The sequence below is a fragment of the Paenibacillus sp. FSL H7-0756 genome, from assembly GCF_038006765.1.
In the GTDB taxonomy this organism is placed as follows: Bacteria; Bacillota; Bacilli; order Paenibacillales; family Paenibacillaceae; genus Paenibacillus_AQ.
Genome location: NZ_JBBOVT010000001.1, coordinates 2,747,024 through 2,761,650 on the forward strand (window position 1 = coordinate 2,747,024; position 14,627 = coordinate 2,761,650).

At 53.2% G+C, this 14,627-nt stretch carries 12 protein-coding genes and 1 other RNA gene; 12 read left to right on the top strand and 1 reads right to left on the bottom strand.

Annotated features, from left to right (window positions below; genetic code table 11):
• Positions 1–439 precede the first annotated feature (439 nt).
• The 12 genes from era (at position 440) to rnpB (ending at position 12,791) form a co-directional block, all read left to right on the top strand.
• On the top strand, positions 440–1,330 hold the full coding sequence (era, locus tag NST04_RS12100; protein WP_036690285.1) for a GTPase Era: 891 nt from the start codon (positions 440–442) through the stop codon (positions 1,328–1,330).
• A 110-nt stretch (positions 1,331–1,440) separates the two neighbouring features.
• Positions 1,441–1,584, top strand: a complete 144-nt coding sequence (locus NST04_RS12105; RefSeq protein ID WP_076075837.1) for a YqzL family protein — start codon at positions 1,441–1,443, stop codon at positions 1,582–1,584.
• Between the two features lie 36 nt (positions 1,585–1,620).
• On the top strand, positions 1,621–2,376 hold the full coding sequence (recO, locus tag NST04_RS12110) for a DNA repair protein RecO (protein ID WP_341184431.1): 756 nt from the start codon (positions 1,621–1,623) through the stop codon (positions 2,374–2,376).
• Positions 2,377–2,823: 447 nt separating this feature from the next.
• Positions 2,824–3,711 (top strand): glycine--tRNA ligase subunit alpha, encoded by an 888-nt coding sequence (glyQ, locus tag NST04_RS12115; protein WP_341184432.1) that lies wholly within the window; start codon positions 2,824–2,826, stop codon positions 3,709–3,711.
• The gene (gene glyS / locus NST04_RS12120; protein WP_341184433.1) at positions 3,704–5,785 is read left to right on the top strand and encodes a glycine--tRNA ligase subunit beta; all 2,082 of its coding nucleotides are present in this window, start codon (positions 3,704–3,706) and stop codon (positions 5,783–5,785) included. Before glyQ ends, glyS begins: the two co-directional genes overlap by 8 nt.
• 207 nt (positions 5,786–5,992) lie before the next feature.
• Positions 5,993–6,442, top strand: a complete 450-nt coding sequence (locus NST04_RS12125; RefSeq protein ID WP_340757645.1) for a YaiI/YqxD family protein — start codon at positions 5,993–5,995, stop codon at positions 6,440–6,442.
• Positions 6,443–6,466: 24 nt separating this feature from the next.
• Entirely contained in the window at positions 6,467–8,302 is a 1,836-nt protein-coding gene (dnaG, locus tag NST04_RS12130) for a DNA primase (RefSeq protein WP_341184434.1), read from the top strand.
• Positions 8,303–8,342: 40 nt separating this feature from the next.
• On the top strand, positions 8,343–9,476 hold the full coding sequence (gene rpoD / locus NST04_RS12135; RefSeq protein WP_036690273.1) for an RNA polymerase sigma factor RpoD: 1,134 nt from the start codon (positions 8,343–8,345) through the stop codon (positions 9,474–9,476).
• 144 nt (positions 9,477–9,620) lie between these two features.
• Positions 9,621–10,445, top strand: a complete 825-nt coding sequence (locus NST04_RS12140; protein ID WP_341184435.1) for a hypothetical protein — start codon at positions 9,621–9,623, stop codon at positions 10,443–10,445.
• The gene (locus tag NST04_RS12145; RefSeq protein ID WP_341184436.1) at positions 10,442–11,221 is read left to right on the top strand and encodes a tRNA (adenine(22)-N(1))-methyltransferase; all 780 of its coding nucleotides are present in this window, start codon (positions 10,442–10,444) and stop codon (positions 11,219–11,221) included. Before NST04_RS12140 ends, NST04_RS12145 begins: the two co-directional genes overlap by 4 nt.
• Positions 11,197–12,312, top strand: coding sequence for a Nif3-like dinuclear metal center hexameric protein (locus tag NST04_RS12150; RefSeq protein ID WP_341184437.1), 1,116 nt, complete (start codon positions 11,197–11,199; stop codon positions 12,310–12,312). Before NST04_RS12145 ends, NST04_RS12150 begins: the two co-directional genes overlap by 25 nt.
• A 63-nt stretch (positions 12,313–12,375) precedes the next feature.
• An RNA gene (rnpB, locus tag NST04_RS12155) (RNase P RNA component class A) lies at positions 12,376–12,791 on the top strand.
• Positions 12,792–13,316: 525 nt separating this feature from the next.
• Here rnpB and NST04_RS12160 read toward each other — a convergent pair.
• Complete coding sequence (locus NST04_RS12160; RefSeq protein WP_341184438.1) at positions 13,317–14,531, bottom strand: aminotransferase-like domain-containing protein; 1,215 nt, start codon at positions 14,529–14,531, stop codon at positions 13,317–13,319.
• Positions 14,532–14,627 lie beyond the last annotated feature (96 nt).

Genomic DNA, 14,627 nt, shown 5'->3' on the forward strand with positions numbered 1-14,627 from the left:
TTGATTTACGTGTAAAATGTACAACTAAATTCATCGGATATCGCCGAAAGTGACTTTAATGAGGAAAATAGATGTATGAATTACAACTAAACTCTAATCATCGCTGTTTTGGAGCCGAATAAGTGTACAAAATACAATTAAGGCATTAGTTAGTTGTTAAAGTAACCAGTCTCTTTTTGCGAGCCGCAGTTAAGCGGGTTCCCGCAGGGAACGAAAAGCGATCCCCCTTTCAAAGTTTCTTCCCGCGCCAACCGCTGTGCCCACGCCAGTTCCGGGTGTCCAGAGGGCCGGGGCCCTTGGGGTCCCCCTTGGCGAAGGGGGATTTAGGGGGATCGAAAAGCTTTAAGAGTGAAGGCTTTTGAATTGATATTAAGTTTGAACTAGATTCATCTAAAACGCCATGGACGATATTAACCACGTAGTCAGGAAGGAAGATTATATGAAATTCAAATCAGGGTTTGTCGCCATTATCGGCAGACCAAACGTAGGTAAATCAACACTCATGAACCAGGTAATCGGCCAGAAGATTGCCATTATGTCGGACAAGCCGCAGACCACCCGTAACAAGATTCACGGGGTCTATACGGCGAATAACTCACAGATTGTATTCCTGGACACCCCGGGTATCCATAAAAGACAGTCCAAGCTCGGCGATTACATGAATCAGACCGCGATGAGCACGCTGCATGAAGTGGAAGCGGTGTTGTTCCTGGTGGATGCGTCTGAAGGAATGGGCGGCGGGGACCGTTTTATCGCGGAACAGCTTGGCAGCATTAAGACTCCGGTCATTCTGGTCATGAACAAGATTGACAAGATTGAACCGGAAGCGCTGCTGCCGATGATTACGGAGTATAACAAGCTGCACACGTTCGCCGAGATCGTACCGATCTCAGCCAAGATGGGTAATAACGTTAACACACTGCTGGAGCAGGTGCAGAAATATCTGCCGGAAGGCCCGCAGTATTACCCGGACGACCAGATTACCGATCACCCCGAGCAGTTCGTCTGCGCGGAGCTGATCCGCGAGAAGATTCTACATCTGACCCGTGAAGAAGTACCGCATTCCATCGCAGTGGCGATTGAGGATATGAGTGTGGAGCCAAATGGGGTTGTGCATATTTCTGCAGTTATTTTTGTTGAGCGCGATTCCCAGAAGGGGATTATTATTGGTAAGCAGGGGGCGCTGCTGAAGGAAGTCGGACGCCGTGCGCGGACGGATATTGAGAATCTGCTGGGCTCGAAGATTTTTCTGGAATTATGGGTGAAGGTGAAAAAAGACTGGCGTAACCAGGACCGCGTCCTGCGGGATTTGGGCTTCCATAAAGAATGATTACCTCTCACGCCGCCTCTACTTGGCAGGAATTGCACGGATAGATCCTGGGGCATCGCACATCCTACATCTGAAGAGACATCGTGTTTCCGAAGAAAGGATGAATACGAATGCGGAATTTTTCGTGGAAGTATTTTGCAATGACTGGAGATCTCGATGCGTATTTGCTGTACAGGGAAGCTGGGGATTCGCCCGAGGGCAGCGGACCGCTGCCGGCGGAGGAAGAGATGGCCATCGATGAAGAAGCACAATAAGGACTGGTTGCTTGCCGAGTGGTTGGGGGAAGAGGCATGCTATACAGGGTGGAAGGGATCGTCATCCGCAGCATGGACTACGGTGAAGGGAACGCCATTATTACGCTTTGCACCGAGAACGCGGGTAAAGTAGGGGTTCTGGTGCGGGGCGCCAAGAAGGTCAAAAGCCGTCATGCTGCCCTGATCCAGCTGTTCACAACCGGTGAGTTCGTGTTCTTCCGCAATAATGGCGGACTGGGAACACTCAATGCCGGAGAGATCACGAAGTCCCATCATCCGCTGCGGGAGGATCTGGTCAAGGCGGCGTATGCATCCTATGCCTGCGAGCTGCTCGACCGGGTACTGCATGATGAAGAGACAGGCAGCTTCTGGTACCGCCAGCTGACCGCCTGTCTGAATGCACTGGAGGAAGACAAAGAGCCCGGCATTATCAATAATGTATTTGAAATGAAGGTGCTGCAGGCTGCCGGTTACGGGCCTCAGCTCGATTCCTGTATCGTCTGCGGCAAGTACAAGCCGGATGAGGAGCTCAGAATCAGTCCCCGTCTGGGGGGAGTTCTCTGCCGCAGCTGCCGGCATAACGATCCGCCGGCCATGGAGATTTCCCCGCGTGCCTTGAAGCTGCTGCGGATCTTCGCGGCGCTGGATCTGACCAGGCTGGGAAATGTCGATGTGAAGCCGGAGACCCGTGCGGAGCTGAAGGCCATCATGCGGGGATTCATGGATATGCAGCTGGGGCTGCGACTGAAGTCGCAGAGCTTCCTGGACCAGCTCGATAAATACAATATTTGACGAATCGCAAATTATCCGTTACTATAAGTTCAGTTTCTTTTATAAGTTTGCCGTGTTTGCTCCAGAACTGGAGAGAGTGCGTAGATCGGGGAAGTAGTGGGCGGTATTGTCGCAGCAGCGAGCCGGGGGTAGTGGAAGCCTGGCGGGACGACGTTCATGAACAGGGCACCCGGGAGCACAGAAGCGGCAGCATGAAAAGTGGATTTCGTGATTTTTGCGTAATCAAGTAGGGTGGAACCGCGGGAGAATAGATTTGAGCTCTCGTCCCTATGTCTGTTCATCAGGCATGGGGGCGGGAGCTTTTTGGCTTGTGGCTGTGCGGGAGATTCTTTTTCCATCACAGACTGCAAGTACATAGAAGCTGGTGCCGCCTCCATCGCACAGCAGCAAGAGCCAGTCATAAGCAAGAGGCAGTACCACACTTGTATAGCGAAGGAGCCGGTAGTTATGAACTTTCAGCAGATGATTCTGACCCTGCAGCAATTCTGGGCCGCCCAGAACTGTATTCTCGTCCAGCCGTATGATACGGAAAAAGGGGCGGGCACGATGAACCCTATGACTTTTTTGCGTTCCCTGGGTCCGGAGCCGTGGAAGGTTGCTTATGTGGAGCCTTCACGCCGTCCGTCCGACGGCCGTTACGGGGAGAACCCGAACCGCCTGTATCAGCATCACCAGTTCCAGGTGATCATCAAGCCGTCCCCGGACAATATTCAGGAGCTGTACCTGGACAGCTTGAAGGCGCTTGGCGTAGATCCCCTGCTGCATGATGTGCGGTTTGTCGAAGACAACTGGGAGAATCCGTCACTGGGCTGTGCGGGTCTCGGCTGGGAAGTGTGGCTGGACGGTATGGAAATTACCCAGTTCACGTACTTCCAGCAGGTTGGCGGACTTGAAGCAAGTCCGGTAGCGGTGGAGATTACTTACGGGATGGAGCGTCTGGCTTCCTATATTCAGGATAAGGAAAATGTCTTTGATCTGGAGTGGGTAGACGGCATGACATACGGAGATGTATTCCATCAGCCGGAGGTTGAGCATTCCACTTACACCTTTGAAGTCTCGGATGTCAAAATGCTGTTCACCTTGTTTAACACCTACGAAGAGGAAGCACGGCGGGCGATGGAGAATCATTTGGTTTTCCCGGCGTATGATTATGTGCTGAAATGCTCGCATACCTTCAACCTTCTGGATGCGCGCGGCGCAATCAGCGTAACGGAACGCACAGGCTTCATCACGAGAGTACGTAATTTGGCCCGCACCGTAGCGGCGACATATCTGGAGGAACGCGAGAAGCTGGGCTTCCCGCTGCTGAAGAAAGAAGGTGCTGACCATGTCTAAGGATATTCTGTTCGAGATCGGTCTGGAGGAAATCCCTGCACGCTTTATCCGGGCGGCGATGGAGCAACTGAAGGACAGAACGGCGAAATGGCTGGAGGCCTCAAGGATCAGTCATCAGGGCGTTAGCGCATATGCAACACCGCGCCGCCTTGCCGTACTCGTGAAGGATGCCGCTGAACGGCAAGAGGATGTAAGCGAAGAGGTCAAAGGTCCGTCACGCAAAATTGCGCTGGATGCCAGCGGCGAATGGAGCAAGGCGGCACTGGGCTTTGCCCGCAGTCAGGGTGCTTCACCGGAGCAGTTCACGTTCAAGGAACTGGCAGGCGTGGAATACATCTATGTGACCAAGAGCAGCACCGGCATTGAGACAGCCTCACTTCTTTCCGAAGGCCTGCAGGGCATTGTCAGCAGCATGACCTTCCCGAAAAATATGCGCTGGGGCGCTTATGATTTCAAGTTCGTCCGTCCGATCCGCTGGATGGTGGCTCTCTTCGGCCAAGAGATCATTGACCTTACGATTACCGGAGTCAAAGCGGGCAATGTGAGCCGCGGCCACCGTTTCCTTGGGGAAGAAGCTGTGATCGCTGAGCCTGCTGCATACGTTGAAGCTCTGCGCAGCCAGCATGTGCTGGTGGATGTGAAGGAGCGGGAAGAGCTGATTCTAATCGGTATTCATAAGCTTGCGGAAGAGAAGAACTGGAAGATTGCGATCAAGGAGGATCTGCTGGAAGAAGTGCTGTTCCTGGTAGAGACGCCGACTGTACTGTTCGGTACCTTTGATCCGGCCTTCCTGAATATTCCGCAGGAAGTGCTGATCACCTCGATGCGAGAGCATCAGCGTTACTTCCCGGTGTTCGGTGAAGACGGCAAGCTGTTGCCGTTCTTCGTAACGGTACGTAACGGGAATGCGGTATCGCTGGATGTCATCGCCAAGGGGAACGAGAAGGTGCTGCGCGCCCGCTTGTCGGATGCCAAATTCTTTTATGAAGAAGACCAGAAGCTGCAGATTAACGATGCACTGGCCAAGCTGGAGAATATCGTCTACCATGAAGAGCTGGGCAGTGTAGGTGATAAAGTGCGCCGCATCCGTGCCATCGCTGACCGTTTGGCTGTGAAGCTTGAGCTGTCTTCTGAGGCTGCTGCAGAAGTGAGCCGTACAGCGGATATTTGCAAATTCGATCTGGTGACCCAAATGGTGGGTGAGTTCCCTGAGCTGCAAGGCACAATGGGTGAGGATTATGCCCGCAAGGCTGGGGAAGCAGAGCAGGTGTCCAAAGCGGTCTTCGAGCATTATCAGCCGCGCTTCGCCGGAGATGCCGTACCTTCTACACAGGCAGGTCTTGTAGTCAGCCTTGCTGATAAAATCGATACAATTGTCGGCTGCTTCTCCATCGGAATTATTCCAACCGGCTCCCAGGACCCGTATGCTCTGCGCCGTCAGGCGGCAGGGATTGTCCAGATTGTGCTGGAGCATCAGCTGAGCCTGAGCCTGCAGGAGATTTTTGCAGCGGCTCTGGAAGTCCATGGAAGTTCCCGTGCAGAGAAACATTTCACCCCTGAACTGCGTATAACCCTGTATGAGTTCTTCGGTCTGCGCGTCAAACGCCTGTTAGCCGACAATGATGTACGCTATGATGTTGTGGATGCAGCGCTTGCGGCGGGATTCGATGATATCGTTGATGTAGTAAGCAGAAGTCTGGCTTTGATGAATGCTGTAACCGATCAGGCTGATTTCAAAATCACCGTGGATTCACTGACCCGTGTCAGCAATCTGGCCGCTAAAGCTCCGGAAGGTGCAGTTACTGACCCTGCCCTGCTTAAGGAAGAAGCGGAACAGAAGCTGTACTCGACCTGGCAGAGTATTCATGAGCCTTACCTCGCAGCTCTTGCTTCCAGACATGCCGCTGAAGCCCTGCAGATTCTGTCGGGACTTGAAGCAGCCGTTACCGGATTCTTCGATTCGGTTATGGTTATGGCCGAAGACGAAGGCGTCCGCTCGAACCGTCTGGCCCTGCTGGCCGGCATTCATGCGGATTCTAAATTGTTTGCTGATTTCGGCAAGCTGGTGTGGTAATTTAGGAAGGTTTTAAGTAATGTTTACGATTTTATGGTATAGATCGAGGGTTTAGGGTATAAATATACGGAACGGTGCCAATGCGTAAGTTGACATTCGTTCCGTATTTATGCTTTACCAAAGAAGGATTTTTGAACGGTTAGCGCGTAATATATATTACACAGGAATTTGGTGAGGCTAAGCTTGGTAACTTCCCGGCTAAGGAAGATTGTTGTGGACGGTGATGCTTGTCCGGTTAAGCAGGAAATTATTACCGTGGCGCGCAGGTTCGGGCTTCCGGTGCTGATGGTCTCTTCCTATGATCATGTGCTGCGGGCGGAAGAAGGCGTTACGGTGGTTCAGGTGGACCGCGGGGCTGACAGTGCCGACCTCTATATCGCCAATCATATTTCTGCAGGAGATGTCGTAATTACGCAGGATTATGGACTGGCGGCGCTGGCGCTGGGCAAACGCTGCCTTGCACTTTCGAACCGGGGCCAGGAATATGAGAATTCTACCATGGATTTTATGCTGGAGAGCAGGCATGCCAAGGCGGTTGAACGCAGGCGCGGTCACTATTCCAAGGGTCCCAAAGCGATTACCGCAGAGGAAAAAAATCTTTTTCAACATAAACTGACAAAACTTTTAACAATTTTGCAGGAGAATGTCCAGCTATAGCGAATTATATTTAACTGTTAAGAGATGAAGGTGGTTGAAGTGGCTAGCGGACATGGTCCTATTCCCGAAGAGGTTATCGAGAACGTGCTGGCGCGGCATGATATTGTCGATACAGTCAGCAAGGTTGTCCATTTGTCCAAGCAGGGTAAATATTTATGGGGCCTCTGCCCGTTCCATTCGGAGAAGTCCCCTTCCTTCACTGTTACCCCTGACCGGGGAGTCTTTCATTGTTTTGGCTGCGGTATGGGCGGAAATGCCATCAAATTCAGGATGGAAATCGAAGGATTATCCTTCCCCGAAGCAGTCAGAATCATGGCGGAAGAGAGTGATATCCCTGTTCCTGAGGGGAGAGGCGGGGCGCTGGCTGCCCCCGATCCAGAGCGGGACCGGCTGATTCAGGCGTATGAATTATCGGCGAAGTTTTATCATTTTTTGCTGAAGAACACGGAATACGGCACTGCCGCTATGGATTACTTAAGAACCCGGGGGTTCAGCGACAAAATGATTGACCAGTTCCAGATCGGCTACGCGCCGGACCGCTGGGATACGCTGCTGCAGTTTCTGGAGAAGCGCAGCTTCGATCTCGCCGAGATGGAGAAGGGCGGACTGTTGTCTGCCAGAGGGGAAGGCAAAGGATATCTGGACCGTTTCCGCGGCCGGGTTATTTTTCCGATTGCGAACCGCATGGGTAAGACGATTGCCTTCGCCGGACGCATTCTCGGGGAGGGACAGCCGAAGTACCTTAACTCTCCGGAGAGCCGGTTATTCAACAAAAGCCGCATTCTGTACAATCTCCACCAGTCCAAAGCATCCATCCGCAAAACGCGGCAAATCGTCCTGTTCGAGGGATACGGTGATGTCATTTCGGCTTGGGAGGCAGGTGTGCAGAACGGGGTAGCCACGATGGGAACCTCGCTTACTGAGGGTCACGTGGGCTTGATGAAGAGCCTTGGAGATGAGATTGTGCTTGCCTATGATGGAGACAAGGCTGGACAAGCTGCCGCCCTTAAGGCCATTCCTGTCCTGGAAGCCAGCGGTCTGCGGGTCAAGGTAGCACTGCTTCCAAGCGGCCTCGACCCGGATGAATTCATCTCCCGGCATGGCGGGGACAGATTCAGGGAACAAGTGATTGACTCTGCCGTGTCATCCATCAAATTTAAGCTTATATATCTGAAAAAAAACCATATACTCCTAGAGGAAGACGGCAAAATTGCCTATGTCAAGGAGGCTCTGGAGATAATCGCCGGACTCCATTCTTCAACGGAGCGGGAGGTGTACCTGCGGGAAATCGCCTCCGAGCTTGAGCTGTCCTACGACAGTCTGAAGCAGGATTGCAATTTACTTCGGGCCTCCATGCAAAAAAACAATCCCGAAGGGGATAATAACGATAATAGGTGGAATAATGGTAGGCATAAAAAAGGGCAAGTGCAGACACCTACATTGCTGCCTGCTTACCATGTTGCGGAACGGCGGCTGTTATCCTTAATGATTCAAGACCCGGAAGCAGCGGCCTATGTGGGTGAACGGCTCGGGGAAGAGTTCAATATTGATGATCATGCGGCAATCGCCGCTTATCTATATGCTTATTATGCGCAAGGCAAACCACCCGGCATCAGCCGGTTTCTATCATCGCTTCAGGACGACCGTCTGGAGAAGACCGCAACGGCGATCTCCATGATGGATACCCCTCCAGACTGGAGTACCCAGGTTCTGGACGATTGTATTCGTGAAGTGCGGAAGTATCCTCTGCAGCGCAAAATTGAACATAGGCGTGAAGAGATGATTCAGGCGGAGAAATCCGGTGACTTTTTGCGTGCAGCACAAATAGCAAGTGAAATTTTAGCCCTAGAGAGACAATGAGCTGTTGACAGGATGTACCTAGGGAGGAGGGAGTCGAATTATGGCGAACGATCAGCACACTGAACTGGAAGCGGAATTTACTCTGGATCAGGTTAAGGATCAGCTTATTGATCACGGGAAGAAAAGATCATCACTTAATTACAAAGATATCATGGAGAAATTGTCGCCATTTGATCAGGACCCCGAGCAGATGGAGGAATTCTACGAGCAGCTGAGCGATCTGGGGATCGAGGTTGTTAATGAAAATGATGAAGAGGTGAACAGCCTCCGTCCAAGCGAAGACAATGAGGACAAAGAAGGTGACGACTTCAGCTTCGACGATGATCTGTCGCTGCCTCCGGGGATCAAGATCAACGACCCCGTCCGGATGTACTTGAAGGAAATCGGCCGCGTGCCGCTGTTATCGGCTGACGATGAAGTGGAACTGGCGATGCGCATCAAGAATGGTGATGAGGAAGCGAAGCGGAGACTGGCAGAAGCGAACCTGCGGCTCGTGGTCAGTATCGCCAAGCGTTATGTCGGCCGCGGGATGCTGTTCCTGGATCTGATTCAGGAAGGCAATATGGGTCTGATCAAGGCGGTTGAGAAGTTTGACCATAACAAAGGCTTCAAGTTCAGTACCTATGCCACCTGGTGGATTCGTCAGGCGATTACGCGTGCGATTGCCGACCAGGCGCGTACGATCCGTATTCCGGTGCATATGGTTGAAACCATCAACAAGCTGATCCGGGTCTCCCGCCAACTCTTGCAGGAACTGGGACGCGAGCCGTCGCCGGAAGAGATTGCTGCGGAGATGGAGCTTACCGTTGAGAAGGTTAGAGAGATTATGAAGATTGCCCAGGAGCCGGTATCGCTGGAGACACCGATCGGTGAGGAAGATGATTCGCATCTGGGAGATTTCATTGAGGACCAGGAGGCGCTGGCGCCTGCCGATGCAGCGGCATATGAGCTGCTGAAGGAACAGCTGGAGGATGTGCTGGACACGCTGACTGAGCGTGAAGAGAATGTGCTCCGCCTGCGCTTCGGACTGGATGACGGACGGACGAGAACCCTTGAGGAAGTGGGCAAGGTGTTCGGCGTAACCCGCGAGCGGATTCGCCAGATCGAAGCCAAAGCGCTTCGTAAGCTGCGTCACCCCAGCCGCAGTAAGCGGCTGAAGGATTTCCTCGAATAGACCTTACAACTGGACCTTCTGCTGCACGGTGGCAGGAGGTCCTATTATGTTGTCAAGGGGATTCACCAATGCTGGAGCCCCGCCATGTGCGGGAGGTTGTAATGAAAGTGAAGGCAAGGCAAGTTCTGAAAAGAGGGATGCCGGTTGAACCTGGAGAAACGTGATACTATATTAAGAGAAATCCAATACTGGAGAAGAAGCAAGCTTCTGCCGGAGCAATACTGTGACTTCCTGACCAACCTGTATGATGATCAGGCAGAGGTGGAGGACAGCAATCCGGTATCGTTACGGAATCTCCAGCAGGGAAGCATCAAAATTTGGCTGTTTGGTTTTGGAATTATTTCCTTGATTTTCTTGATTAGTCTTTATTTTAGCGTTTTTCCCTGGCCTTTGCAACTTGCTACAGCGCTCAGCGTCCTAATTATTTGTTATGGATATTCAGCGATTTACCTGAACCGCAATAAGACAATCAGTCTGATGCTGGCGGGAATCGGCAGCATCTTAACGCTGGGATTCGGACTGTGGCTGATTGAGCTGCATAAGCTGGATCCTGATTTTTGGACACCGCTGCTGATTGCAGCTTGCGGTCTGCTGTGGTGTGTGCTTGGTTTTTTTCTGCGTATCGGGCTGCTCCATTTCTGCGGATATGCCTTCTGGGCTCTGCTCTATGCAGGATTCTTCGGACATGTCCGGCCGGATGCCTCTCTGCTGGAGCTGGAGCTGCTCTGGCTTCCGCTGTGTGTGCTTATGATCTGGATGAGCTGGTTGATGTATCACAAGGTTAGCGGGGTCTCAGGAGTGTACCTGGGGGCGGGCGCTGCCCTCTGGCTGATGCCGGAGGTAGACGCGCTATGGCTCAGAGCGGGATTCCCGGAATGGACCTCGCTTGTATTAATACTGAAGATTGCAGTGGGCCTTGCGCTGCTGTTCCTCTTCAGAAAAAAATGGATAACGTGGGTGGCCTCATGAACAATGTAAAATTATCAGACCGGCTTCAGCTGCTGCTGGAGCAGGTCCCTGCGGGCAGCAGACTTGCCGATATCGGCTCAGATCATGCCCTGCTGCCTGTTGCCGCTGTGAAGAGCGGCCGTGTGCCTTCGGCTATTGCCGGAGAAGTCAATCCGGGACCCTATGAAGCGGCGCTTCGCGGCGTTGCGGAAGCAGGACTCGGTGCAAAGATCGCTGTACGGCGCGGAGACGGGCTGGAGGTGCTGGAGCCGGGGGAAGCAGACTGCATTACCATTGCCGGGATGGGCGGGTCGCTGATCGCAGCGATTCTGGAACGAGGGCAGAAGCTAGGCAAGCTGGCTGGGGTGAAGACGCTCGCGCTACAGCCCAATGTAGGCGAGGATATTCTGCGCCGCTGGCTGCTGGCTAACAGCTGGGTGCTGGTCTCGGAGCATATTTTGGAGGAAGACGGCAAAATCTATGAGATCCTGACCGCTGTCCCTGAGGGTGCTGAAGCGGCGGGGACGAATAAAGAGCTGTACAGCGAACGTCTGCTTGCCGGAGGGAAGATGGCCCTTGATCAGGCGCTGCTGCTGGAGATGGGACCGCTGCTGCTGCAAGCGCCGAATGAAGTCTTCGCTGCCAAATGGCAGGGTGAAATCTCCAAGCTGGAGAGCATCCTGGCCTCGCTCGCACGTTCGGAGCTGGAGGCGGCTGAGGAGAAGCGCAGCAGAATCAAGCTTCAGATTAAACGGATTGCGGAGGTGCTGGAATGTTTGCTAAAGGACAGACCGTAATTGGATATATGGAGCAGCTTGCCCCGAAGCATTTGGCAGAGGAATGGGATAATGTTGGTCTTCAGATCGGCAGTCTCCAGAAGGAAATCACCGGGGTGCTGGTGGCGCTGGATGTCAATGAGAGCATTGTGGATGAAGCGGTTGCGAAGGGCTGTAATCTGATCATTGCCCATCATGCGGTGATTTTCCGGCCGATCAAAGGGATTCTGACGGATACCCCGGCGGGCCGCTTATATGAGAAGCTGATCAAAAACGACATTGCCGTGTACATCAGCCATACGAATCTGGATGTGGCCGAAGGCGGAATGAATGACTGGATGGCCGAGGCACTGGGTATTGAGAACGGTGCGCCGATTAAGGATATTCATACTGAGCAGCTGTCCAAGCTGGTTGTATTCGTACCGAAGGATCATCACCAGAAGGTGCTGGATGCCATCCTGAACGCCGGAGCGGGCTGGATCGGCAATTACAGCCATTGCAGCTTCAATATCGAAGGCTATGGCACCTTCATTCCGCAGGAGGGCACGGACCCGTATCTCGGCACGCCAGGCAAGCTGGAGCGGGCTGAGGAGGTCCGCATCGAGACCATTGTACCGCATACGATCCGTAACAAGGTGGTACAGGCCATGCTGAAGGCTCACCCATATGAAGAGGTGGCTTATGACCTCTACTCCATGGACCTTAAGGGACGCAGCCTTGGACTCGGAAGAGTAGGGAAGCTGAAGGAGCCGGCGACGCTTGGTGAGTTCATCGAGACGGTCAAACACGGATTGGATGTGAAGAGCGTGCGTGTGGTTGGAGATCTGAACCGTCCTATCCGCAAGGCGGCAGTCATGGGCGGGTCCGGTGCCAAGTATTACAGCAGCGCTATCTTCAAGGGAGCGGATGTGCTGGTGACCGGCGATATCGATTACCATACCGCACAAGATGCGCACCTCGCGGGAATCGCCTTAATCGATCCGGGCCATAATGCGGAGAAGATCATGAAGGTGAAGGTAGCGGAGTTTCTGGCCGGCAAGCTGACGGAGCATAAGTACGGTACGGCAGTGCATGCCTCGCAGCCTGATACCGAGCCTTTTACATTCCTGTAAGCCGTCATTATTTACACTTGTGCACTAGGCGGCATATCTGTATAATATACAATGTTGTTTCGGAAAGTTTGACAGACAATCGCCGGTATGCGTGAGAGCGTATGCGGGAGGAAAGTCCGGGCTCCACAAGGCAGGGTGCTGGATAACGTCCAGTCGGCGCGAGCTGAAGGATAGTGCCACAGAAATGGACCGCCGATGGCCGCTTTCGGGCGGCACAGGCAAGGATGGAACCGAGGTGTAAGAGACCCCGAGGAACGCTGGTGACTTCGTTCCTGGTAAACCCCATCTGGAGCAAGACCTAATGAGACGCAGCGTCTTCTTCACGGAAGCCGCAGCCTTCGCCTGAGGCGCGTCTAGGTTGGTCGCTGGAGCTGTGCAGTAATGTATGGCCTAGATAGATGATTGTCGCTTATGGTGGGAGGGTAGTTCCCGTCTGAACCACAACGAGCACAGAACCCGGCTTACGGCAAACTTTCCTAACTGACAACTTAAACAAGCACAGTGCAGTAATTAATTATTACACATACAGACATTGAGTTAGCGGCCTCCTGATGGGGGCCGCCTTTTTGTTATTAAGAAGTTCTAGACCCCATGTTAAGTGCGAAGGAGAGCCATGAGTAGGAGAAGTACGCGCGGGTCATTCATTATATACAACGGAATTCAGTAAATATCATACTTCAGCCTCTTCACTCGCGGACTCAAAAGCCATTAATTCGGACAATGAGCCTATTTTGTAAGCGATGCGACTCAGTGGCCCTTAACAACCAAGTTTTGCTTCATTTTGCGTTCCCACTGGCCCCATAGCGGCCCCTCAGTCCGCAACGAGCAGAAAAGAAGACCTTTTAGCAAAATAGGGTCTTCTGAGTCCACATATCGTTCATATCGTTACGAATGAGGGCTTTGAAAGTGGAGGACCTGTACAAGACGACTCTGCGAAAAAGCCATTTCGCAGACGCCGCCAGAGCCGATGTTCCCATGTTCCCATGTTTCTTAAGCAGATTCCCTTAAAGACGCAGCATGCGCTCCTCATAACGGGACAGCGCGGTGGTCAAGCGTTGCACCGCAAGCGGCAACAGCTCCGGCCGGGTATGAGTGAAATTCAGGCGCATCGTGTTCTTCATGGGCTGCTCCGAATAGAAGACCTCGCCGGGAACGAAGGCAACCCCCTGCTCCACGGCAAGCGGCAGCAGCTCGGCGGTATGAATCCGGGCCGGCAGGCTCAGCCACAGGAACATGCCGCCGCGCGGCTCCAGGAAGGAGGTGTCCTGCCAGCTCTGCAAAGCCAGCTCTGCCGAGAGCAGCTTCATCCGTGAGTTGTATTCCCGGGAGACCTGCCGGATATGGGCTTCAAGATCGAAGGACAGCAGCAGCTCATGCAGGGCGCGCTGATCGATAGTGCTGGAGTGCAAATCGGCGGCTTGCTTGGCTCTGGCAATCGTCTTGACCAGCTCCGCAGGGCCAATGATCCAGCCTGTCCGCAGTCCCGGAGCTACGATCTTGGAGAATGTACCTGTATAGACCACGCAGGTATCCCCGCCCAGATTCCTGTCTATGGCTGCGAGGGCCTTAGGATAGGCCTCCGGGGATTCATCGAACCTTATCTCTCCATAAGGATTATCCTCCAGTATCAGCACGCCGTATTTCCGGCATAGCGCAACCACTTGTTCACGGCGTGCCGTGCTCCAGGTTGCGCCTGAAGGATTGTTGAAGGTGGGAACGGCGTATAACAGCTTAGGGCGGTGCATTTGAAGCTGCTCTTCGAGATGCTCCGGCAGCAGCCCTTCCTCATCGCTCTTTACAACCTGGATGTCTGCACGGTAAGAGCCCAGTACCTGCAAGGCGGCCAGATAGGTCGGTGCCTCTACAAGTACGGTGTCTCCCGGATCAAGCAGAATTCTGCATAGCAGATCTATGGCCTGCTGGGAGCCGGTAGTGAGGATCATTTCCTCTGTGGAGACAGGGATGCCCTGTTGCCCCAGTCTGGCGGCAAGCTGTTCACGGAGCGGAAGATAGCCTTCTGTCAGTCCATATTGCAGCGCAGAGCTGTCGCCGCTCAGAACGCGGCTGTAAGCTTCCCGGATCGCTTCTGCCGGAAACAGCTCTTCGGCAGGCAGCCCGCCGGCAAGCGAGATGATGTCCTTACCCTGTGTGATTTTAAGGATATCGCGGACTGCGGAGGACCCCAGGTGGTTCGTCATATCCGCATAGTTGATCTTCATATTCATGCTCCCTGCTATTCTGAATTTTGTAGTATCATAACGGTATAGCGGTATAACAGTAAAGCGGTAAATATAACAGTTGGGAGGAGACGGGCC